The organism is Chryseobacterium shigense (assembly GCF_900156575.1).
GTDB classification, from domain to species: Bacteria; Bacteroidota; Bacteroidia; order Flavobacteriales; family Weeksellaceae; genus Chryseobacterium; species Chryseobacterium shigense.
In genome coordinates, this window is record NZ_FTNY01000001.1 from 801795 (window position 1) to 826921 (window position 25127).

Genomic DNA, 25127 nt, shown 5'->3' on the forward strand with positions numbered 1-25127 from the left:
AACAGCGCCACTTAAAAGATAAGTGACGCTATTTTTTATAGATCATGCTTCCGCACTTTCATTGATCATGTTTATCTCTTGATTACTTTCACCGTTTTTACGAAGTTATTCACTGCATTTACTTTCATCTGATACACTCCTGATGGGAAAGCAGAAACATCAATGGTTCCTTTAGTGTCATTGATCGCTTTAGTAAGCACCTGCTGACCCGCCATATTGTAAACCGTAACGGAAAGTATCTTCTGATCAAAAGAAACCGTCAGAATGTCACTTACCGGATTCGGGAATACTTTCAGCTGATCTCTCTGCGTTACAACTTCATCAGTTCTTAAAACAGCACCTGACGAACAACCGATAGGAGAAAAAATTCTTTTTCGAATAAGGGTACCATCTCCGAGCTGGTTCTTTCTATTATCGCCGCTACCTGACAAAAATCCGCTGTTACTGATAACGAATAAATTATTACTTCCTGCTGCTACCGTTTTTCTGTCGGTGGCTGTCCCAATAAGCGCAGGTGATAGTCTCGAGATGCCTGTACCGTCTCCTATTTCTCCCACCTCATTACTTCCCCAAGACCATAGCGTTCCGTCTGTTTTGATAGCTATCCCATTAAAGCGCCCAATATCAAAACTTTTCCAATCGGTGGCTGTTCCTACCTGGCCCGGTGATGTTCTGGAACTTTTGGATCCGTTCCCCAGTTGCCCGGATAAATTACTGCCCCAGGTCCAAATAGTTCCATCTGTTTTCATAGCCATAGAGTGATCTCCGGCAGCATCAATACTTTTCCAGTTTGTCGCCGTTGTTATTCTTACTGGCGTTGTTTTACTGGTTGTATTTTCGTTTCCTAACTGTCCGTCATAATTCTTACCCCAGGCCCACAGGGTTCCGTCTGTTTTTATTCCCAAAGCATGATCGCTTCCGGCAGCAATACTTCGCCAGTCTGCGGCAGTTCCTACCTGTGTGGGTATAGTTCTGCTGTAGGTAGTTCCGTCTCCGTAATTACCATAGGTATTATGTCCCCATGCCCATAATGTTCCATTGGCTTTTATGGCTAATGTATAATTATTTCCAATGGTAACACCTACCCAGTCGTTTGCCGATCCTATTTTCAACGGAGTTGTTCTGTTGTTGGTAGTTCCGTCTCCCAACTGTCCAAATTGGTTACTACCCCACGCCCATAGCGTTCCATCTGTTTTAATAACCACTGTATGATTATATGCGGTAGCTATTTTCCAGACCCCTGAAATGGCTATAGGTGTTGGAGTCGCTCTATTGGCTGTAGTCCCATCTCCCAATTGTCCGTCTTCATTAATTCCCCATGCCCATAATGTTCCGTCTGTTTTCGTTGCTAAAGTATAGTCATTTCCTGAACTTACAATGTTCCAGCAGCCTGTACCGCCGGAAAGTGTGGTAAAGGTACCACCCGGAATCCAACTGGTCTGGCTGGTTGCACAATGAGCTGCGACCCAGTAATAGTAAGTAGTCCCTGGCAACAGATTATTCAAATTGACAGTTGTAGAAGTCGTTGCTTCATCGATACCTCCAACAATTGGGTTGGTGCTGTATGCATACAGATATCCATTAGCTGGTGCCGGTGTTGGTGCAGTCCAGTTAAGGGTAGCCGACCCCGAAGTAATATTAGTGGCAGAAAGCTGTGTTGGAACAGCACAGTTTGAAGGACAAGCTATAGATGTAAGCGTGTTTTTTTCAACAAAGGTACCATCACCCAGCTGGCCATTGGTGTTAGATCCGGCAACTCTTAAAGATCCGGAAAAAGTGAGGTTAAGAAAATGCGAGGATCCGCTGGAAATCATCATATTGTCTGTAGTGGAGCCCAATTGTGTTGGTGATATAATGTCCGTTGGCCCGCTTCCAAACATTCCGGAGGAATTGCTCCCCCAGCCCCAGAGTGTTCCTCCTGCTCTTATTCCCTCAGAATGTCCCCATCCTGCAGAGATACGGATCCAATTGCTTCCTGTTCCGATTTGGGTTGGAGCTTTTTTAGAAACTGTGGTTCCGTCTCCCAACTGACCTGATCCATTGGACCCCCAGGCCCAAAGAGTTCCGGTAGATTTTAGAGCTAATGTATGGGTCCCTGCTGCAACTATCTTCAGCCAGTTCGTAGCAGTTCCTACCTGTTTTGGAGAAACATCATAGATCGTAGTTGTGGTAGTTCCGTTCCCTAATTCTCCGTTGGCATTTCTCCCCCAGCTCCATAGGGTTCCGTCTGTTTTGATACCTACGGAATAATAGTCACCGGCAGATATTTTATCCCAATTGATACCGTTTCCTACTTTGAACGGAATATGCCGATCGATTTTGGATCCATCTCCTAGCTGCCCGTCATAATTCCTACCCCAGGACCATAGCGTTCCGTCTGTTTTAAGGGCTAATGTATGGGAATCTCCGGCACTAAGAGCTTTCCAATTGGTTGCCGTTCCTATTTTGACCGGCGTAGTCCTGATGATCGTCGTATTATCTCCCAACTGTCCATATCGGTTCGCTCCCCAGGCCCATAAAGTTCCATCGGTTTTAATGGCCACTGTATGGTCATATCCTGTACTTAATGTTTTCCAGTCGCTTGCTGTTCCAACCTGCATCGGAGCATTTCTTCGAATAACTCCTGCGTCTCCAAGCTGGCTGGAAGAATTACTCCCCCATACCCATAGGGTACCGTCTGTTTTGATCCCTGTGGAATAATTTCGTCCGGCACTGATCATTTGCCAGCAGCCTGTTGCGTTTTGAGGAATCGCTTTCACGAGTCCCTGCTGTGTATATCCTATCCAGATCGTATTGGTGTTCTGGGTTTTCACAACGTTGAGCGTGTTATTGGGAAGGCCGGCACCGTTCGCGGTGTAGGTAACGCAATCACTGAAGTTTTGCAATCCGCTTCCTCCATAGCCAATCCATACTTCATTGTTGCTATCTACATCAAGGGTATTTATTGAAGTATTGGCCACGCAAGAACTTCCTATAGAATACGTGTTGAGTAAAGTTCCCGCAGTAGAGTACGTAAGCATACCGCTGTTGGTATCAACATACACGATATTATTATCAATTTTCACTACTTTTTCGGCATCCTGTACGATGAAATTAAAATTGGTTCCATTATATTTATACAAAGCTCCATTATTAGTCACCCAAACTCCATTGTTGCTGTCCGTCTTTAGTGAGTTGATATTGGGGAATGAAGAATCCGTAGTCCATGTGGTTCCATTAAATTTAGTAAGCCCGTCTGTTGTGATCACCCACAAATTATTGGCTGTGTCTACGGCAATATTTTTAATTGTATTGCTGGGAAGTCCGGAATTGGCGGTGGTGTAGTTCGTCCATGTCGTTCCGTTGAATAAGATAATCCCATTGTTCTGGGTGGCCATCCATTTTCTCCCTAAACCATCAATTTCTATTTCTTTGACAGCATTGGATGCAATGCCGGAATTACCTGTGTTGTAATTGGTAAAAGCAGTTCCGTTGAATATTGAAATTCCATTGTTGGTGGCTATCCACAGCAGGCCGGTATTATCAATCTTAATATCACTGATGTTGTTGCTGCTTATTCCCGAATTTGAAGTATTGTACACTGTATACGTAAATTGTGCAGAGACCATACCGGAAATGAAAATGAGCCATAAAAAGTACATTCTTCTCATCTTAATTTTTTCTTTTGGTAGTTTTTTTTTAATTGTATTGTTTATTTTTTAAGCAGATCAATGACAAGCCCACTAAGGTTTAACCGATTTCTTTCTATTTTTTAGTAATAAAATCATCACCAAACCTCAGCGGTTGTCATCAATTTTTAAGGTTTATCTTTTAATTATTTTTACTGTTTTCGTAAAGTCATTGGCTGCATTTACTTTCAACAGGTACACTCCTGAAGGGAAAGCAGACACATCAATGGTTCCTTTAGTATCGTTGATCACTTTAGTTAGTACCTGTTGTCCTGCGGCACTGTAAACCGTAACGGAAAGAATCTTTTGATCAAAAGAAACCGTCAGGATATCACGTACAGGATTCGGGTAAACTTTCAGCTGATCCGTCTGTGTTGAAACCTCATCAGTCCTTAAAACAATACCTGTAGGACAGCTAATAGGAACCAATATTTTCCTTTGAATATTGGTACCGTCTCCAACCTGACCATAGTTATTAATTCCACAGCTTGATAAGAACCCACTGCTATTGATAACAAGCGTATTAGCTGATCCTGCTGCAATAGTTTGCCTATCAGCAGATGATCCTATAAGTGTAGGTGCATATTTATTGGTTAATGTTCCGTCTCCTAACTGTCCATAATTATTATTCCCCCATGTCCAAAGCGTTCCATCAGTTTTGATGGCAGCAGAAGAACTATTACGGCCAGCATCTATACTGCGCCAATTTGTTGCTGTCCCGATTTGTGTCGGAATGTTGGTTGAACCTGTAGATGTAGTTCCATTTCCAAGCTCCCCAATGAAATTGCTTCCCCAGGTCCACAGTGTTCCATCAGTTTTTATCCCTACCGAATGACTATGTCCTCCATCAACATTTCTCCAATTCGTAGCCATTCCAATTTTAACAGGCACAGTTTTATTGGTCCCGGTTCCATCACCTAGCTGGCCATATCCGTTATATCCCCAACCCCAGAGTGTTCCGTTTGTTTGTATGGCAAAACTATATTCTGCTCCTGCTGCGACACTTTGCCAGTCCGTTAATGTTCCAATCTGTATAGGCACAGTTTTATTGGTAGTTGTACCATCACCTAATTGTCCCCAAATATTACGTCCCCAAGCCCAAAGTGTTCCATTTGACTTTAGAGCTATCGTATGATTGGAACCAGAGGCAATACTAACCCAATCCGTTGATGTTCCTATTTGCGTTGGGGTAAGTCGTCGTACTGTTGTTCCATCGCCTATTTGTCCATAATCATTATTACCCCATGCCCATAATGTACCGTCTGTTTTTATTCCTACTGAATGGTGAAATCCGACAGCAGTTTTACTCCAATTATTTGCGGTTCCAACTTGTGTTGGGGTATTTTTGCCAAAAATAGTCCCGTTTCCTAATTCTCCACCGAAATTATCTCCCCACGCCCATAATGTTCCGTCTGTCTTTATTCCTAACGAATGATTATCACCAGCAACAACATTTTTCCAACAGCCAGCTGCAGCTGTAGGAAGTGTATTGAAGGAACCTCCTGCCGTCCAGCTACTCTGGCTGGATACGCAATTAGATGCCACCCACCAATAGTAAGTGGTATTAGGTAATAAATTGGTAAGATTGGCCGTAGTGGAAGTACTTGTTCCGTCTATCCCTCCAATAATCGAATTGGTACTGTAAAGATACTGGTAGCCTCCATTGGGAGCTGATACTGATGCTGTCCAGTTAAGGGTGGCTGTTGCAGATGTGATATTGGAAGTATACAACTGAGACGGAGGGGCACAGTTTGTAATACATGCAATAGAAACAAATGCGTTCTTTTTAACAAGAGTTCCATCTCCTAACTGGCCTACTTCATTGGCACCTGCTGCTTTCAGGAAGCCATCCGTATTTAAAGCTAATGTATAATATCCTCCTGCAGAGATTATGCTAAAATCGTTAGCATTTGAAATAGAAAACGTGTTTGAATTATTGTTGGTCGTGCTGTTAGCCAGCTGACCAAAATAATTATACCCACAGGCAAACATATTTCCGGTTGTCATTATTCCTACGGTATGATGTCCTCCTGCATCAACGCTTTGAACTCCATCAGAGACAAGTGTTGGTACTAATCTATTAATATAAGTGCCGTCACCAAGCTGTCCCTGGCTATTGTCTCCCCATGCATACAGTATTCCATTCGCAGTTCTCGCTGCAGCATGCATAAATCCGGCAGAAACATCAGTCCAGTCAGTATTGGTTCCGATTTGCTTAGGTACGGTTCTTTGTGTTTTGGTCCCGTCGCCCAACTGACCATTGTTATTATATCCCCATGCCCAAAGTGCACCGCCGGTTTTTACCGCAAGAGAGAAATCAGTTCCTGCTGCAATACTTCGCCAATCGGTTGCAGTTCCTATTTGGGTAGGGACATTCTTATCTGTAGACGTTCCGTCACCTAACTGGCCATACTGGTTACTTCCCCAGGCCCAAAGGGTTCCATCTGTTTTTAACGCTAGTGTCTGTCTTTTTCCAGTCGCAGCATCTGCCCAGTCGGCAGCTGTTCCGATCTGTGTTGGTGTCGTTTTATTCACAGTGGTTCCGTTTCCTAGTTGTCCCACAGAGTTATACCCCCAGGACCAAAGCGTTCCATCTGTTTTAAGTGCTACTGAATACTGAGCACCTGCCATAATTTTTTTCCAGTTGTTTGCGGTTCCTATCTGTTTTGGAACATTTCTGTCAAGGGTTGTTCCATCACCTAACTGGCCATACTGGTTGCTTCCCCATGCCCAAAGTGTTCCATCTGATTTGATTCCTAATGAATGCGTTTCACCGGCCATAATTTTTTGCCAGCAACCTGCCGGAGGGAGCGTAGTAAAAGATCCTCCCTGCACCCAGCTGCTTTGGCTGGATCCGCAATTGGATGCCATCCACCAATAATAGGTCGTATTAGGCATTAGATTGGTAATGTCGGCTGTTGTAGCGATCGTATTTCCGTTAGGACTTCCCATGGTTGAAGAAGTTCCATAGGCATAAATATATCCTCCTGCAGGCGCTGTTGCCAGTGGTGACCAGTTAAGCGTAGCCGTTGTAGAAGTGATATTGGAAGTAGATAACTGACTAGGAGGATTACATGGAATACAGGTAATAGAAACGAATGAATTTCTCTGAATTGTAGTACCATCACCTAAGCGTCCTCCCTCGTTATTTCCAACTGCTTTTAAGTATCGATCTGTATTTAAAGCTAAAGTATGGAATGCTCCTGCAGAAACCACACTATAATCGCTGTCGTTTCCTATGGCAAGCCAGTTCGGGTTATTAGTCGTCGTGTTATTCCCCAACTGACCATAATTATTGGCTCCGCAGGCATATAGTTTTCCGGCTGTAGTTACGGCTACGGTATGATATGCTCCTGCAGCAATACTTTTGATGTTGCCCATTATAATTATCGGTGCCAAAATGTTCGTATAGGTACCATTACCAAGCTGCCCTTTGTCATTTCGTCCCCAGGTATAAATTGCTCCACCTGTGTTGAGTGCTGCAGAATGGGTATATCCGGCTGCAACAGTTGACCAGCTATTTGCTGTTGCTATTTGCGTAGGCAGGATTCTATCGGTAGTTGTACCATCACCCAACTGTCCGTAATTGTTCAAGCCCCATGCCCAAAGTGTATTATCGGTTCTTATTCCCAGAGAAAAGCTATCCCCTCCTGCAATACTTTTCCAGTTGGTTGCTGTTCCTATTTGCGTAGGTAATGTTTTATTTAAAATAGTCCCGTCACCTAATTGTCCGTTTCCATTATTTCCCCAGCCCCAAAGGGTACCGTTGTTTTTTACAGCTAAAGTATGATTTACCCCGCTGCCAATATCTGCCCAGTCGGTAGCTGTTCCTAACTGTGTAGGTACATTTACGTTAGCGGTGGTTCCGTTTCCTAACTGACCTACTGAATTGTAACCCCATGCCCATAGTGTTCCGTTAGTTCTCAATCCAATTGAATACTGAGCACCTGTCACAATTTTTTTCCAGTTGGTTGCTGTTCCTATTTGCGTTGGAGCGTGTCTGTCGGTATTTGTTCCATCACCTAACTGTCCATCGCTATTAGTTCCCCAGGCCCAAAGTGTTCCGTCTGACTTTATCCCTGCAGAATGGGTACTGCCTGCAGCAATACTTTGCCAGCAGCCCGTAGGCGGAAGTGTCGTAAATGTTCCTCCCGGTACCCAATCACTTTGAGTGGATCCGCAATGAGATGCTACCCACCAATAATACGTGGTACTTGGTAATAAATTTATTGCATTGGCTGTTGTAGAAATAGTTGTATTATTAGTATGACTGACACTTCCAACATTGAATGAAGTACCATATTTGTACATATATCCTCCGGCAGGTACTGTTGCTGGTGCAGACCAGTTAAGCGTAGCCGTTATAGAAGTAATATTGGAAGCAGACAACTGGCTTGGAACAGGACAGTCTGTAGGACAAGCGATGCTTATCGGTGTGTAAGAACCGGCCTGAAATCCATTTGTACCATTACCCAACTGACCATTACTATTATATCCCCATGAATACAGAGACCCGTCAGATTTTAAAGCAATTGAATGATAATCACCTGCTGAGATACTGTACCAGTTACTATCTGCTCCGATACGTTTCGGTGCAGTTCTGTTCGTGGTCGTCCCATCCCCTAATTGTCCGTAATTATTTTTACCCCAAGCCCAAAGTGAACCATCGGTTTTAATAGCCAATGAGTGTTCTGTATAACTATCAATACTTTTCCAATTGGTATCTGTTCCAATTTGTGTAGGTACATTTTTATTAGTGGTAGTCCCATCCCCTAACTGTCCGTAAACATTACTTCCCCAGGTCCACAAAGTACCATCCGTCTTTATTGCTATTGAATACTGTAAGCCTGCAACAGCTGTTTTCCAGTTGGTATCTGTCCCTATTTGTGTCGGCACCAACCCATTGGTAGTATTCCCGTTACCCAACTGACCACTGTCATTATTACCCCATGTCCATAGCGTGCCATCTGTTTTCAAAGCTACGACATGTTGGCCTGTTGTTGATATCGAGGCCCAGTCTGTTGCTGTACCAATCTGTACAGGAGCTGATTTATTGATTACTGTTCCGTCTCCTAAAGATCCTTTACTGTTACCACCCCAGGCCCATAGTGTACCATTGGTTTTCAGTGCCAGTGTGGTTTCAAATCCGGCTGCTATAGTTTTCCAGTCTATAGCTGTACCCACTTGTTTAGGGATAAAGATAGCCGTAGTATTGCCATATCCTAACTGACCGGCATTATTGAATCCCCATGTCCAGATTGTACCGTCCTTTTTTAAAGTAGCAGTATGCTGTCCGGCTGAGATAATATGCTTCCAGTTGCTGGCAGTTCCTATTCTTTTAGGCATATTATAAAGAATAGACACATCTTCTCCAAAATTGCCTTCGCCCCAGGCCCAAAGGCTACCATCGGCTTTAATAGCAAAATTACGGAAGCCACCTGCCTGTATTTCCTCAAAACATCCTGAGAAAGGGAGTGTCGTAAATGATCCTCCCGGTACCCAACTGCTTTGGCTGGATCCGCACTTAGATGCTACCCACCAATAATATGTAGTGGATGGCGATAAGTTGGTTAAACTTGCTACGTTAGAAACTACAGTACCATTGGAACTGCCCACAGTTGAAGCAGTACCATAGGCATATACATATCCCCCACCAGGTGCCGGTGTTGCCGGGAACCAATTAAGAGTAGCTGCCGTAGAAGTGATATTGGAAGTATACAACTGACTTGGAGGCGTACAGTTTGAAGTACATGCAATAGAAGTGATGGTAAATTTAGAAGAGGTAGTACCATCACCTAATTGACCCGTATAATTATCTCCGCATGCTTTCAGGAAACCATCATTATCCAAAGCAAAAGTATAGTACCCTGACATAGATGTACTCACCTGTTTATAATTGGTAGCAGATCCTACCGTAATCCAGTTCTTTTTATCAATGCCTGTACCATCACCAAGCTGGCCATACTCATTGGCACCGGAAGCAATTAAAGTTCCGGTTGTTGTTACCGCTAAGGTTTGATAATATCCTGCAGAAACACTTTGAATGCCACTACGTACAAGGGTTAATGTTGATCGGTCTGTAATGGTATTATCCCCAAGTTGTCCTTTGTGATTTCTTCCCCAGGTATAAAGTTGCCCATTAGTATTTACTACCGCAGCGTGGGTGTATCCGGCTGAAATACTTGCCCAGTTTGTAGCTGTTCCTATTTGTGTAGGTACCATTATGAATGACGCAGTACCGCTACTCAGCATTCCATAAACATTTACACCCCAGCCCCAAAGCGTACCGTCAGTTTTTAATCCAAGAGAAAAATCCTCTCCTAATGATATACTTTTCCAATTGGTTGCTGTTCCGATTTGTGTGGGTGTATTCCTGTTGGTATAGGTTCCATCACCTAGATGAGCGCCCATATTACGGCCCCAGCCCCAAAGTGTTCCGTTTGCTTTTATAGCCATTGTATGACTAATTCCGGCAGCAATATCTACCCAGTCGCTATCTGTTCCTATTTTTGTAGGTGTGTTTCTAGAGATTGTGGTTCCATCTCCCAGCTGGCCTACCGGGTTCTCCCCCCAGGTCCATAGCGTTCCGTCGGTCTTTATAGCCACTGTATAGCTTAATCCGGTAACCACTTTTTTCCAATTATTGGCTGTACCTATCTGGACGGAAACATTTCGTTGAATATTAGTTCCATCACCCAGTTGTCCATAACCATTTTGACCCCAGGTCCAAAGTGTGCCATCTGTTTTTACTCCAACGGAATGACTACCGCCTGCAGTGACGCTCTTCCAACAACCTGCAGGTCCTGCGGATTGTACATCAATCACGTTTTTGAAAACAGGTCCCCAGGTCCCGTTGTTATCTTTGACACGGATATTAAATGTATGCAATCCAATAGATGGTAGGGTAATTCCTGTCTTTACGATTTGCTCATAAGCCCTGTCAAAATTACCATCTGCAGCCAAAACAGCTGTTCCGTTTCCTGCTCCCGGATCGGTATCCCAGAAATATTCGGCTTGTGAAAGAGCCAGTAAGGGAGAGGTCTGAGTTTGCTGAACATTAATGACATTAGTAAAAACAGGTCCCCAAACTCCAGTATTGTCTTTAATACGGATATTAAGTTTATGCAAACCATTACCTGGTGTAGCAATCCCCGTTTTGGTCAGTTGCTCAAAAGCACTGTTGAAATTCCCATCCGCAGCTAAAACGGCAGTTCCGTTTCCTGTACCCGGATCGGTATCCCAAAAATACTCGGCCTGGCTTACGTACATCTGTGCCGGGCACAACATGATCATAAGCAAAGCGATGATACTATAGATATATTTATTCATATTGTTCTATCATTAAGAATTATTTGGAAAAACCTGAACCGGTGATGTTCAAAGTTCCACTGCTGATGGTTCTTGGAGTTACCAGATAGTTTACCTGAGGTTTTCCTCCGCTGTCTGCAGGCCAGTAGTTAGCCCAGCTGTTGGAACCTCCATAATGTCCGGCGTCGTTTCTGGTTAAATCTAAATCGGTATAGCTTACGTCAGGATTTCCAGCATCTGCATTCATTCCACTGATAGTGTAATCCGTATTGTTGAAGTTCATATTGACAGATCCTGAATTGTTACTTTGAGTCATAGTTCCTTCTGTTACAAATGGATTGGTAAATACATTATAAGAAGCTGACACAGTAGCATTATTGTTGTTTTTAATACAAACATTGGTTTGTCCTACCACGAAAGACGCAGCATTATTCATAATGGCAATATTTCCGGTGTTTCCATTGTTTAAGTTGATGAAAAATGGTGCTACATCACCACCATTAGGATCATAGATGGTATTGTTAATGATTTCGTTGGCGCTGCCCGTTTTAATAGCATACACAAATACCCCTCTACAAAAATTATTGTAGAATTTAAAATTATAATTGGATTGTGAGTGGGTTAACCCAAAATCAGATTTATTTCCATACACTTCTATATCTGTGGTTGCAAGAACCGTATCTGTTGTGGTAGAATTGGCAGAAATGGACTGTGCTTTATTAGCTGTAATTCTTCCATGGGAAAAACTAATCCCTCCCGACACTGTAGAACCCGAAATATTCGTGGTCGTATTGGTTTGGTTGGTATTCACATTATTTAAATAACAGTTATACAGGTTTATGGTCGTTCTCCCACCGGTTGACGGCCCACTTGCCACTACGTTGTAGATCGTAAAGTTCCCGGAACTCAGACTACTGATATTCACCACTCTTCCTGCTGCCGGATTGATGGTAATGGTTCCCTGAATAAAATATCTGTTGTAACTGGTTTCAGAGACAAAAGTCAGCGATTTATTGATGGTAATGTTTTCTACATACGCAGTCCCATTGGTTTTAGGCTGAATGATGATGCGGTCTCCGTCTGAAGCAGCCGTAATAGCTGCACTTACGGTAGAATAAGCACCGCCCGCTCCGCCATTTCTAACATACAGGTCTGCCGCAAAAGCCATCGTGCTGAATAAGCTTGTCAAGGCAATCGTAAATAGTTTTTTTGTCATAATAGTGTAAGGATTAATAGTTTAATATTAAATATATGTTTGATTTTTAAATACTTATACTCGTTTGAATGGTTACTGAGCTCCATAAAAAAGATGTTAATACCAATCCAATGAATTCATACAAAAACAAAGGCCTTAATCAATGAATCAACATTGATTTTAAAAGTATTTTGTAGATGAAATGGTGTGCCTCATCATTGGAACAACAGCAAGCTTCCTCCTGCATCGCAAGCGATTTCTTTTTCCCGAACCGATAGCCGAATACCTATGGTGTTTCTCATGACCCGGTATTCTTTCCCTGACTTGAGGATCTGATTCAAATCATCCCTATGGGGTAAATACGATTTGTGGCTCCAAAGAAATTTTGAGGAGTTAGCCTTGTTTTAAATTGTCGGAACAATTAGTTTTGATGAGTTAGCAGAGATAGCGTGTAGTTTTGTTCATGTTTAATAATTTTAATTCGTTTTCAAGTTTAGTTTGGTTTTTAGTTTTTTTAAGTAAAAGCAACACTTCCATCGATTTAGATTTTATGTTGTTGAGTGCAAAAGTATATTTTTATTGTGAATCCATCAAATTGTTGATCAAAAAATAATAATTATTTGCTCATTTGTGGTATCTATTCATTTTCAGAGACTAAAAATAGGATTTAAGCTAAATTTGGAAAGTATATTCGTTTTTTTAACGAAATTTTTTTTAATAATAGTAAACCTTTGCGTTAATGAAACCTCTATTCTAATAAACGTTTGCTATGCTTTGTTGGAATAACGCAAAGGCGCAAGGTTTTTCAGGCTATATGGATAGGTTAAGGCGCAAGAAAATCAGAGATTTTCAGCTAGGGATTTATTAGGGATTAAACCATATTCAATTGTATCAGATCAATTCAAGCTTTTTTTAACGCAAAGGTTTTATAAGATTCTGATGATTTTAGGAAAGCAAAGAGTTGCGGTTTCACCGCGGATGAAGCGGATGCATAAAACGTACGCTTCATCGAATAAATCTCTGATTGATGCCCTCTTTGCCTCCTAATCTATCCATAATGATAGTAAACCTTTGCGTTAATGAAATTTCTATTCTAATAAACGGTTGCTGATTGCTTTGTTGGAATAACGCAAAGGCGCAAGGTGTTTCAAGCTATATGGATAGGTTAAGGCGCAAGAAAATCAGAGATTTTCAGCTAGGAATATTCGATTGTATCTGATAAACTCCAAGCTTTTTTTAACGCAAAGGTTTTATAAGATTCTGATGATTTTAGGAAAGCAAAGAGTTGCGGTTTCACCGCGGATGAAGCGGATGCATAAAACGTACGCTTCATCGAATAAATCTCTGATTGATGCCCTCTTTGCCTCCTAATCTATCCATAATGATAGTAAACCTTTGCGTTAATAAAACTTCTATTATAATAAACGGTTGCTGATTGCTTTGTTGGAATAACGCAAAGGCGCAAGGTGTTTCAGGCTATATGGATAGGTTAAGGCGCAAGAAAATAAGAGATTTTCAGCTAGGTATATTCGATTGTATCTGATAAACTTCAAGCTTTTTTTAACGCAAAGGTTTTATAAGATCCTGATGATTTTAGGAAAGCAAAGAGTTGCGGTTTCACCGCGGATGAAGCGGATGCATAAAACGTACGCTTCATCGAATAAATCCATGATTGATGCCCTCTTTGCCTCCTACTCTATGCATAGTGATAGTAAACCTTTGCGTTAATGAAATTTCTATTCTAATAATCGTTTGCTCATTGCTTTGTTGGAATAACGCAAAGGCGCAAGGTGTTTCAAGCTATATGGATAGGTTAAGGCGCAAGAAAATCAGAGATTTTCAGCTAGGAATATTCGATTGTATCTGATAAACTCCAAGCTTTTTTTAACGCAAAGTTTTTATAAGATCCTGATGATTTTAGGAAAGCAAAGAGTTGCGGTTTCACCGCGGATGAAGCGGATGCATAAAACGTACGCTTCATCGAATAAATCCATGATTGATGCCCTCCTTGCCTCCTACTCTATGCATAGTGATAGTAAACCTTTGCGTTAATGAAATTTCTAATCATTAGCTGTACTTCTTACGTCTCCTTTCCAAAATAAGATGAGCAGCATCCAGCATTTTAATCAGATGGATGTAGGGATTCACGATATTCCTTTCCGGGAGGTGGTCGTAGATTCCCAGCGAGAAATAGACCATACCGGATAGGAAATAATCAAACTCCTTGATGCTGTATTCTCTGAATGATTTTTTAAAGACCAACATCGGATTTTGGTATTCTTTTTCCGAAAGCAAGCCCATAACCAATGGAGAAACGTCTTCCAGCTTTGTATTAATGATCCATTTCTTTTCCTTCAGCGTGATGAGGTAGCCTGCCCGAACAAACGACTGCATCGACTCCCGAAAGTGAAAAAGAACGGACGGATCTTCCTTCATCCAGCTGTTCTTTTTGACTGCATAATGCATAATGTTATGTAACGTCTTTTTAGAGGCGGCCAGATCGTTGAGCTCAAAAAAGGTTTCCATCAGCTGAAAACTGGAACGCTTTCTGCTGTCTGCCCAAAGATGGGTTTCAAAGTCTGTTTTAATTTTTTTCATGAGGGTGTATATTTTTATAGATGACAGAATACATGTGATCTACAATGATTTTCCTTAACCATTAAGAGGTTAAGAATCATTAAGATCATAGCTGAAGCTATGGATAAGGCAAGCTGCTTCATCCATCTTTGAGGAAGCTTAACTCATCTTAATCTCTTCACGTTCTTAATGGTTTATCCTTTATTTGATTGTACGGTGTAAGCACCATTTCACTTCCAGCATACTGATCTATGCTGAGTCTTATATAAATGATGACTCTATACGAAATTTGTGTTCCCGTGAAAGCCCTAAGGCCGCAATAGGTTGTACACCCTATTGTATGGTATCATGATACTTGATGTTGAAAAGCGGCTTAGAAAAAGATGATTGTAGAAGACAGAACGGCATGAAATAAAAACGGCATGGAACTCTACAATATCCGCTTTTGAGGTACTGGTATACCATGAGACAGATAAGAGAGCCCACGCCTAGGTCGTGAGCTTCAATACTTATCCTCTTGTCTCAATTAAATTACCAGTTTTCAAAAGCAAGATTCTAAGCAATAGCTTCTAATGTTCGTTGAAGTATCGCAAAGCTACATTTATTGTAACTTATTTTACAAATGTAATAAAAAAAACAATACAATAACATATATGTGTTGATGAAAAATTTTAGAAAGCCCAAAATTTACTGAATGTATAAATGGAAAGTAGAAGAATTAAAAATTCAAATTGGAAAGCTTATCCAATTACACAGGCTAAAGAAAGAACTTTCTCAGTTCCAACTTGGAAATGAACTTAATCTTTCAAGTAATCATGTTGGTAGAATCGAGAGAGCTGAAACTAATCCAACAATAGAAATTCTAGTTAAATTCTGTAATTTTTTTGAAATTGATATGTTGCTTTTATTTACTAAACTAAGCGATAGTGAATTAAAGAGTATCGAAAGTGAAATTGATCATCTGCAAAAAGAATTTAAAAATCAAAATAAAAGAAAATCCTGACGAGAGTTGGGAATTTTTTATGTCAAAACTTTGAAGCTATTTCTCTTTTAAATTCTTGAAATTTCCGTGAAAATACGGATTGAAAGTACTGAGATGATTTTTATTTTTGTTCTTTACGGAAAGGTATGTTATTATCTTGAAAAAACTTACTTACAGAACTTTTATTTCATCATCTTAAATTCAGTATACTTTGCTCAACAAGAATTTTAATTCCCCAATAAAATTATTTCATCAAACACTCCCATCATATCAAATTTAATAGTAACTTTTTACAACATAATCACAAAAAAATTAATGCCATGAAAAATTTGAAAAAACTTTCCAGAGAAAGACTTGTTTCCATCAATGGTGGAATCGAAGTATGTACTCAAAACTGTTTACCGGGATATCGGAAATGCTGTATTCCGCGTCAACCTTATTACTGCCTTTCTGTCAATGAAATCTGCGTGTAAAGGCTTATTTTATTTATTTCAAAATCCTGATCAGAGACTGTCACCTGGACAGTCTTTTTTCAGAAATATTGGCGAACTTTGTTTAAATAATGAATAAAAACCGGGATGCAGAACTTTCAGGCAGACCAGAAAATTGAACTTGCTGCTCCAAAAATCCAAACCCTAAAACCAGATCACCATGAAACAAAACACAGCTAAAAAACCAGCCAAAACCTGCTACAACCATATTGGCGGAAAACTGGGAACGCTTCTCCTTGAAGAATTTATTCATAAGGGATGGATTGCAAAGGAAAACCCCGAAGCCAAACATTTTTACATTACTGAAGACGGCATAAAAGGATTGACAACGTTGGGAATTGATGTTTCAAAAATCCAGTCCGAAGAAATCTAAGAACTATTTTAACATCCATGTTTCTATCCTAATACAGGGAAACCGTCATCATTAAAATTTACTGTATCTTGGTACTACTGAACTCATATTTATGAAAATCATCAATTACACCAAAATTTTCAGAGAAGATTGTATCAAAATCTTCAGGAGTAATATGCCTAAATTTTTTGCTATCGAAGAATTGCCACTCTTTGAAAGCTTTCTGTACGATGATACCGAAGAGAACTACTTCGTGGTAAAAACGGATGGACAGATCGTAGGATGTGGCGGATTTTTTTTAGATCCTAAAAATAATGTCGCAGGATTATCCTGGGGAATGGTTCGCGCCGATTACCATGGAAAAGGAATAGGAAAAGCCTTTACCCAATACCGGATTGATTTGCTAAAAAAAACGTATCCTTCCATCCCTTACAAAATTGAAACCTCCCAGCACACGGCTGAGTTTTACAAAAAGAACGGATTCAGAACGATAGAAATTGTACCGGATGGATTTAGTGAGGGAATTGACAAATACACCATGATGATGGATAATACTGAAGCTTAATGGATTGTATCACCTCTCTGAAGTTTCCTGACTTTGGAGCCTCTTATTAAAAGGATTTTTTTATTTTGCTGACTCAAAGCCGGAAGACCTTGTGCAGCGGATATTTTGTTTAAAACAGGATCTTTTACAAGAAATTCTTAAATATTCCGTTTAATTCTTAAATTTGGCTCATGCAAAAGAATCTTTATTTCATCATTATATTATTTTGTTTTAGCAGTTGCTATACGTATCAGGTAAAAAAGCAAGCAGATCCGGTGACCGCCAATAAGGAAGAATTAAAAAAAGGAGGAGCTCCTTCCAATACTAATTCAGCGCAAATGAAAACAGCTGAATCCCTAAACCCGAACGCACAGCAAGCGCCCGCTCCTATTAACATTCAGGAGAGACTTGCCCCTAATAAAAATGTTAAGATTAATGTTGATGGCAAGACCTATAAAGTAATCGTGGACAAGTGGGAAAGCGACAGTCTGGTGGTTCATCCCGTTCATCAGCCTAAAAAAATCCTGAAATTCCACAAGAACCAGATCAATGCTGAGAAAATTGGAGAAAAACGCTTTTCACAACCAATCGCTGATATTATTACCGTTACGGTGTATGCCGGAATTGCTGTTGGAATCTGGTCTCTTCTGCGCTAATTTTTTAAACTTTTGCAGTCATTTCAGAAAATATTTTATTCTTAAAAATTTTATGAATCTCTTTTTTTAAGGGGATACTCAGTTCGTTTATTTCATCTTTTGCACCAGAATTTCCCGATCAGAAAACCAATCGACGGAAACAGAAAAGAGCTGCACATCAAAATCAATAAGAAGGTAAAATCACTGCTAAACAACGGAAGATTGATAAAACTTAAATAAGTCCAGTGCATATTAAGCCAATACTCCATCAGGAAAAATCCTAATGGCCAATCGCCATGACCACCAAATAGAGAAGTATTTCCAGTGCCTCCATTTGAAATAATATACCCCAATATTAACAATAGATTGACGAAGAATATCCAAAGAACAGACCGGTATTTCATTTGATGTTTCGCATTAAGAAATCCTCCGTAAAGAGTCATTAGTAGCGCGATCATGAAACATAGGGTTCGTAAAGTAGAAAAATTATCATCAGCCAACAGAGAAAAATCATATCCTAACGGAATGCATAAAAGATACAGCAGAATGGAATAATTGATCTTCAAGTGGTATTTGGTTTTTAAGATGGTCTTTTTTTTGATGACTAGCTGCTAAAAATACAGGGAACGAGTGGCATGAAACAAGATTTATTCTACTCCTGCTGTATCCAGTCAAATTTTCCGTCTTTCCAATAAATAACGCCACCGCCACAAGCTTCTTCCTGATGAATAAAAATACCGTCGTGGGGCAGTTTTATTTTATCGGATTCCTTTACGTCTTCATCGCTCATGATGTCTCCATCGTCATTGACGTTATTCCAGTAGATTTCCCCTTTGGGTGCTTTTTCAAAAACTCCGACCCAATCTAAATCATCAAATCCCTGCCCCAAAATATCTTTGCCCATGCCCAGATACTCCACTTTTTTATTTCCAAATAAGATCTCCAGACCATATTTTTTATTTTCCTTATTGAAAACAATATTGACCGTATCCGGTAAGTGATCTCCATCCAAATCGCAGGAAATTGAATTTGGATGGTGTTTTTGAGACAAAACTATGATGTCCTTTGCATTTTTTTTATCTGAATGAGTCAAATTACTTTCCTGCGGTTGGCTGGCCTTTTTATGATCGGATGGTTTTCTGGTTATTTCGTTTTTGGGTGGATCTTTTTTCTCATTCTGACAGCTTAATATCAGCAATGCGGCTAAAAAAGATAGAATTAAAAATCTGGTATTGATCATGGTGACAGGGTTTCAAAAGTGGTTTCACATCAGGATTTCCCTCTTTGGAATGCTGCTGTTTCAAGGGTCGTTATCAGCACAATAGTCTATAAATATTCATAAAATTCATACTGAAGATCAGACTCTGTGATCAGCGTATTCAATGCATTGTAAGGATCGGTCTCCTGCGTTTCTGCAAGGACCTTGGAATCCTGAATCAGTTTTCCGTCACGATTATAAATCTTCACGACAATCCATTTTCCATTGCGCTCCAGCTCCTTTATACCGGCTTCAGATTTGTATTTAAGTTTTCCGCTTTCAAGGACCCCATCTTTCACCACCGCTTTACTGGCCGCTTTTCCTTTGGCATACTGTACAATCTGCGCGGTAAAACCTTCCCCCTGCTCTAGAGGATGGCTGTAGGTGTAAGCAATAGCCCCGTTTTCATCATAAACAGTAGAATTGTATACGGTATGAGCTGCATTGATCTTTGTTTCCGTTTTTAATTTTTCATCTGATGTGAAAAATTTTGAATGAACCCGTATTCCGTTTTTGTACTGCTGTTCCGACGGGCCTTCGTACAACGTCCCATTATAAGGCATATCGTCTTTGTAGGTCACGGAACCTTTTAATTTTCCGTCCGGATAATAATATCTGATCTCCTGGGTCATCTCGTTTTCTGATACCTGCTCGGAGGATAATTTTCCGTCTTCATCAAAATATTTATTCAGGACTGCTGCCCCGTTTTTATATACTGTAATAGCTGTGAAACTTTGAAAATTATAATTGAACTGATAATCTTCGCCGTCCTGCGGCTTGTACTCATTGGTTTCTTTATCATAAAGGTAGGTAAGATGACCGATCTGCTTACCCGTTTCGACATAGGTTTTTTGATACCCTCCTTTTTTGTTTTTCTTTTCTTCCTGCAGAATTTCGCCTTTTTTGGAGTAGATAACGGTTTCTGTCACCTTTCCTTCTTTATCCTGCTTTTCGATTTTGGAGACTTTCATGGGATCCTGGTAATAATCGACCATCACATTATTGCCGGAATCTCCGTAACGGTTGGTACCAATATATTTTCCTTTGTCACCATAAAATCTGGTTTCATACTTCTCTTTGCCGTCACTGATGATTTCATAGCGTATTCCTTTAGGATCTTCGTCATAACCGACGGATTGGAAACTATCGGGAGAATCATACGTCGTCACAACATTAAAATAGGACATTTCTTCCGGATTTTTATAGGTGTATATTTTCCCTGTAAAGGTACCGTCTTCTTTATAGATTAAATCCTCCAAAATCCTTCCCTGCGCATCAAAAGACTTAGCGGCTCCCACTTGCTTGCCTCCTGAGAAAGTTCCTGTGTTCATCACTTTCCCTTCAGGAGTATACCAGGTAATTTTACCTTCATACACTTCACTGCCCGGCGTAGCATCCGAAACAAGACCTTCCATCTGAGGAGTTCCGTTTTTATAAAAGTCTCTGACTAAAGTAAGTTTTCCTTTGTTCTCCGTTTCCCGGTAGAATTCCATTTTGTCCTCAGTGGTCTTGTGCCAGTTTTCATCAAAATAAATTTTTTGCTGTGCTCCTGCGTGGATGTTTATGACCAGGGCAAAAACCGCTGACATCAATAATTTTTTCATGTTTTTAAAGGTTTAGAGGAAGGCAAAAGCCGTAAAGAACAGCTTCCGTCATCGTTTTATATCTATTTTTCCTACAAAAGGAAAAATTTCATCATTGTGCTTTTTTGTGTCCTGAAATCATTGAAACAAAGGTCTGCAAAATCACAATGATAGAAAATCCCTGTTTTCAGCTAATTTGTACCCTCTCGCGGACCCGGCATACAATGACAAAAGGTAAATGAATGCCTTTGTGTAACCTTTCTTAACGAAAAAATGATCTTGGTGAACTTGTAATAATTACTTTAACAATCAAATTGAATGGCTATTTCTGCTGCTTTTTTAATCAGTTTTCCCTTTTTTGCCTGGGAAGAAAGATATAAAATCACCCGCTCCTCTTCATAATCTCTGTTCGCACCAAAAATAAAGTCCGGTTTTCCATCCTTGTCAATATCTCCTATGAAAAGTAACTCTACGAAAGTATCATTAAAAGATTCTTCTTCTAAAAATAAGGTTTCCGGAGAATTATTTGCCGACAGGTAGAGCTTATAATCTTTTACATTCTGGTAAAGTTCTTCTCTATTATCTGTGTGTACTTTTTCGGATGACAGCACTTTTCCTTCTGCACGCAAAGTGTACTCTTCATTTCCAAAATGGAATTTGAGTTTTTCCTTTGGCCAGATTTTATTTTTTCCAATTTTCACCGTTTTTATTTCACCTTGTGCGAGTCGTGAGTTGCCTATTAGTACCAGACTTTTATTTTTAGAATTGATGATTCTGGTAGAATCTCCTGAACATTCGGAATAGCCTCTGGTAATGGTATAGTCCGCTTTCCCCACATAATATTTTCCATTTTTCTCATATAAATCCAGCCATTTATTGGTGAGTCCGTTCATATCATTTTCTTTTCCAAAGTCCCGGTATTCTCTGGGAAGAAGGATTTCTAACGCTTCACTTTTTTCTTCAACCGGATCAGGTTTGGGATCATGAGTTTTTTTATCGGATTGAACTTCTTTTGTATGTTGTACTCCTTTATTTTTTGTTTCCTGCGTTTTATCCTTACATGAAATGATCACGATCAAGGATAAAAAAGTCAATATGGTTGTCTTCATTATTTAGATTTTTTGTTGATTACCTATTGATGAGATGCGTAAATTCCCGTTCACCTCATCCTTTTTGATTGTATTTTTTTAATTCAGCAGCTGTATCAGTGGTCCCCATTTTTATTTCTAAAATACAAAGAGCAAATTTGTTAAAAAAATGCCATTGCAAAACATCCCTGTTTTCAGCCAGTTTGTTTATTCCATTGAAAATAAAACCTGTAAAGAACGAGATTTTAATATCATCACCAAAATTAGCTGAAAACAGGGATTGAAAATTCTGATAAAAATACCGAGTTTTGACCATCCATTCTTTGCTGTTATCCGTGATTGAATAGGAAACATAACCTGAGAGAAGCCACAAAGTAATAACTTTGCCGTCTTTACAAACTGAAAAATGCTGATCAATTTTTTTTCCTTTTTACGTTTTCCCATTATCTTTCTATGTCTTTTCTTAGTGGGTTATGCTGCATCAGCCCAGGAACTTCACATTAGCCTGGAACAACAGTACAAAAAATATCAGCCAGGAAGTACGCAACGGATGTTAATGACCGGAAAGTATGCACAAGCCCTTTTTTTTAATAAACAGCAGGATAAATCTTTTCTTATTTTAAATGAAAACATTGCCTACGCCAGAAAGGTAACAGACGGAAAATATGCTGCGTACTTATACATTATTGCGGCCATCAACTACAGACTGCTGGATGATGTGAAAGCGTATGAAAATGCTTCCAGATTGGCCCAAATCTATGAAGCAAAAACAAAAGACCCGGAAACAAAAGGATACGTAGCTTACGGAATTGGCTGGCTCCATGAACGCAATAACAAAGAAGCTGAAGCAGTTCGGTATTTTTTAAAAGCCCTTTCCTTTTATGAGAAAGCTCCTCATTCTGAAAGTTTAAATAATAGAAAAGCCTCTGTTTACCGGGAGCTCAACAGCATCTATGCGGACTGGAATGACTATGAACTGCAAAAAAAATACAGTAAGCTATCGCTAGAAATGGCCTTGCTGCAAAATGATCCCATGAGTTTGTTTGATTCTTATATGGCCATGGGATATCTGTATGAAAAGCGCTATGAATCCACTCAAAACAAAGCTTTTATTCATCAGGCGGAATCGTACTATATTAAAGCGGTGGAGACCTACAAAATCTATAAGGCAGATATGCCTATTCCGTCTAACCTCTCTTTTGTAGCCATCAATCTGGCCAATTTATACTTAAATTATTTCCCGGATTCCTATCAGGATAAGGTACTGTATTATGCCAATTTAGCCAAAACGCAGGGCATCGCAACCGGAAATCATGATCATGCAGCTTCTGCCAATGGTCTTTTGGCGGAAATCGCTTTAAAGAACCACCATCCGGAACAAGCGAAACAATATCTGATGACCGCATTGGCAGAAGCAGAATATGACAAAGTACCTGACCCTAATATCAAGCTTTCAATTTTCGAAAATCTCTCGCAGCTGTTTCAGAATGAAAATAATTTTAAAGAGGCCCACTTCTACCAGAAAGCTTATGTAGAAACCTTCAAACAAATTTATGATCAGAAAAGTGCGGCTCTGGGTAAAAAACTGGAGATCCAATATGAAAGGGAAAAGCAAAAGCAGCAACTGCTCCGGTTACAATTAGCATCTGAAAAACAGGAACAGCGGCTGAAGGAAATGAGCTGGCACAGTCTGCAACAAACTCAGAAACTGGAGAATCTTGAATTAACAAAAGAAAATCAGTTCAGAAAATTAGAACTGACTGAAATAGAAAACAGTAAAAAAGCACAGGAACTTCGTTTGTCACAACTGGAATCCTTTAACAGAAAACGAGAAGTAGATCTTTATAAGGCCAGAGTTGAGTATAAGGAGAAAATAAACAAATTTTATATCGGACTGATTGCCTCTGTCTCATTACTGCTGATCCTTTTGCTGTATGCGTATTTTCAGAGAGCAAAAGGCATAAAGCAAAAAGAGAAATTGCATCTTCTTGAAATGGAAAAGGTAAGACAGGACTCTAAAATATCCAACCTTACGGTGATGCTGGAAGGCCAGGAACAGGAACGGGGAAGAATAGCCAGGGATCTGCACGATGGTCTCGGAAGTTTACTTTCAGGAACCAAAATGAATCTGTTTTTATTAAAAGATAAATCTAATGATCATCATCAGCTTCAAATAGACCGATCAATGGAGCAGATCGATATAGCGGTTGATGAACTTCGTCATGTTGCGCATAATCTGATGCCGGATCTGCTGCTGAAGTACGGACTTCAGGAAACATTGATGGAATATGTGTCCCGGATGACCACTCCGAAACTGGAGGTGGATGTTCAATTCTTGTATTATTCCAACCAATTACCTCTGGACAGCCAGCTGCTCGTGTACAGGATCATTCAGGAACTGGTGAACAATGCTGTAAAGCACGCGACGGCCCAGGAGATCATTATTCAGTTTATTGAAAATGAATCGGATTATGTCATTATCGTGGAGGATGATGGAAAAGGATTTGATATCAACACTTTAAATCACTCCCATTCTGCTGGATTTCACAACATCCGTTCACGCGTAGAATTTCTGAAAGGTACGATGCAGATAGAATCCCAAGTCAATATAGGAACCAGTATTGAAATCCAATTTCCCAAATCAACAGATTATGATTAAAATCGCTATAACCGATGACCACCCATTATTGCTGGAAGGTTTAAAAAACATTCTCTCCCAACAGGAGAATTTTACAGTAGCAGGCTGCTACTCTTCTGCAAGTGAACTATTTAAAGGATTAGAAAGTCAGATTTTAGATGTACTGCTACTGGATATTAATCTTTCCGATGGCAACAGCATCGATCTGATTAAACCGATACTAAAAAAATACCCTGATACTCAAATCATCATGCTGAGTGTGCACAATGAGTTTGCAGTCATCAATAGTACTTTGGAAGAAGGCGCTATGGGCTACATCCAGAAGAATGCTCTGGTAACAGAAATAATTTCAGGAATACAGACAATACTCAAAGGAGAGAGATTTTTATGCCCTCAAACAAAAAAAATTGTAGAGATGAAAACGAATTCCGGACTCAATGCTGTACCTAAACTGACCCGGAGAGAAAAGGAAATTCTAATAGAAGCCTCTTTAGGTCTCACCACCGTTCAAATAGCGGACAAGTTATGCATCAGCCCTCATACAGTAGAAAGTCACCGCAAAAATCTGATCGTCAAATTCAAAACTTCCAACCTAAGCACGGCAATAAAATTAGCCATGGAATATGGATTAGTCCGCCCATAATCAGAGAATCTGTAAAGGATTGGATTTAAGCTGAGTCGGCTTAAAAACTGATTGTGTACAATTGGAAAAGACATTAGAAAATATAGTTGTCTCTGTTATCCTTGGCAAGGTTTAAACCTTGCCAAGAAGGGTTAAAATAATCTTTCCCAGCTCAAACCTCACACC

Annotated in this window: 15 protein-coding genes; 7 read left to right on the forward strand and 8 right to left on the reverse strand. The window is 40.0% G+C overall.

The window, feature by feature from the left end; all coding sequences use genetic code 11:
* Positions 1-71: 71 nt before the first annotated feature.
* The 4 genes from BW964_RS03710 to BW964_RS03725 all read right to left on the reverse strand — a co-directional run bounded on the left by BW964_RS03710 (position 72) and on the right by BW964_RS03725 (position 14769).
* Positions 72-3650 (reverse strand): RCC1 domain-containing protein, encoded by a 3579-nt coding sequence (locus BW964_RS03710; protein ID WP_084175570.1) that lies wholly within the window; start codon positions 3648-3650, stop codon positions 72-74.
* Between the two features lie 153 nt (positions 3651-3803).
* Complete coding sequence (locus tag BW964_RS03715) at positions 3804-10997, reverse strand: RCC1 domain-containing protein (RefSeq protein WP_084175574.1); 7194 nt, start codon at positions 10995-10997, stop codon at positions 3804-3806.
* A 19-nt stretch (positions 10998-11016) separates the two neighbouring features.
* Positions 11017-12192, reverse strand: coding sequence for an autotransporter outer membrane beta-barrel domain-containing protein (locus BW964_RS03720; protein ID WP_104669481.1), 1176 nt, complete (start codon positions 12190-12192; stop codon positions 11017-11019).
* Positions 12193-14238: 2046 nt separating this feature from the next.
* Entirely contained in the window at positions 14239-14769 is a 531-nt protein-coding gene (locus BW964_RS03725) for a hypothetical protein (RefSeq protein ID WP_076504799.1), read from the reverse strand.
* Between the two features lie 673 nt (positions 14770-15442).
* Here BW964_RS03725 and BW964_RS03730 point away from each other — a divergent pair.
* The 5 genes from BW964_RS03730 to BW964_RS03750 all read left to right on the forward strand — a co-directional run bounded on the left by BW964_RS03730 (position 15443) and on the right by BW964_RS03750 (position 17773).
* On the forward strand, positions 15443-15751 hold the full coding sequence (locus tag BW964_RS03730; RefSeq protein WP_076504801.1) for a helix-turn-helix domain-containing protein: 309 nt from the start codon (positions 15443-15445) through the stop codon (positions 15749-15751).
* 299 nt (positions 15752-16050) lie between these two features.
* Positions 16051-16203, forward strand: coding sequence for a bacteriocin-like protein (locus BW964_RS22450; RefSeq protein ID WP_165789215.1), 153 nt, complete (start codon positions 16051-16053; stop codon positions 16201-16203).
* Positions 16204-16381: 178 nt separating this feature from the next.
* Complete coding sequence (locus BW964_RS03740) at positions 16382-16594, forward strand: ArsR family transcriptional regulator (RefSeq protein ID WP_073336030.1); 213 nt, start codon at positions 16382-16384, stop codon at positions 16592-16594.
* Between the two features lie 91 nt (positions 16595-16685).
* Complete coding sequence (locus BW964_RS03745; RefSeq protein ID WP_076504805.1) at positions 16686-17138, forward strand: GNAT family N-acetyltransferase; 453 nt, start codon at positions 16686-16688, stop codon at positions 17136-17138.
* 170 nt (positions 17139-17308) lie between these two features.
* The gene (locus BW964_RS03750) at positions 17309-17773 is read left to right on the forward strand and encodes a hypothetical protein (protein ID WP_076504807.1); all 465 of its coding nucleotides are present in this window, start codon (positions 17309-17311) and stop codon (positions 17771-17773) included.
* A gap of 92 nt (positions 17774-17865) precedes the next feature.
* Here BW964_RS03750 and BW964_RS03755 read toward each other — a convergent pair whose 3' ends face one another.
* The 4 genes from BW964_RS03755 to BW964_RS03770 form a co-directional block, all read right to left on the reverse strand.
* Positions 17866-18318: a hypothetical protein gene (locus BW964_RS03755; RefSeq protein ID WP_123912021.1), complete on the reverse strand. Its 453-nt coding sequence runs from the start codon at positions 18316-18318 to the stop codon at positions 17866-17868.
* 86 nt (positions 18319-18404) lie between these two features.
* The gene (locus BW964_RS03760; protein ID WP_076504811.1) at positions 18405-18992 is read right to left on the reverse strand and encodes a hypothetical protein; all 588 of its coding nucleotides are present in this window, start codon (positions 18990-18992) and stop codon (positions 18405-18407) included.
* An 86-nt stretch (positions 18993-19078) separates the two neighbouring features.
* Positions 19079-20614, reverse strand: coding sequence for a hypothetical protein (locus tag BW964_RS03765; RefSeq protein ID WP_076504812.1), 1536 nt, complete (start codon positions 20612-20614; stop codon positions 19079-19081).
* Positions 20615-20895: 281 nt separating this feature from the next.
* Positions 20896-21702 (reverse strand): hypothetical protein, encoded by an 807-nt coding sequence (locus BW964_RS03770; protein ID WP_123912022.1) that lies wholly within the window; start codon positions 21700-21702, stop codon positions 20896-20898.
* Between the two features lie 385 nt (positions 21703-22087).
* Here BW964_RS03770 and BW964_RS03780 point away from each other — a divergent pair, with 385 nt between their 5' ends.
* Entirely contained in the window at positions 22088-24340 is a 2253-nt protein-coding gene (locus BW964_RS03780; protein ID WP_084175577.1) for a tetratricopeptide repeat-containing sensor histidine kinase, read from the forward strand.
* Positions 24333-24962, forward strand: a complete 630-nt coding sequence (locus BW964_RS03785; protein WP_076504817.1) for a response regulator transcription factor — start codon at positions 24333-24335, stop codon at positions 24960-24962. Before BW964_RS03780 ends, BW964_RS03785 begins: the two co-directional genes overlap by 8 nt.
* Positions 24963-25127: the final 165 nt, after the last annotated feature.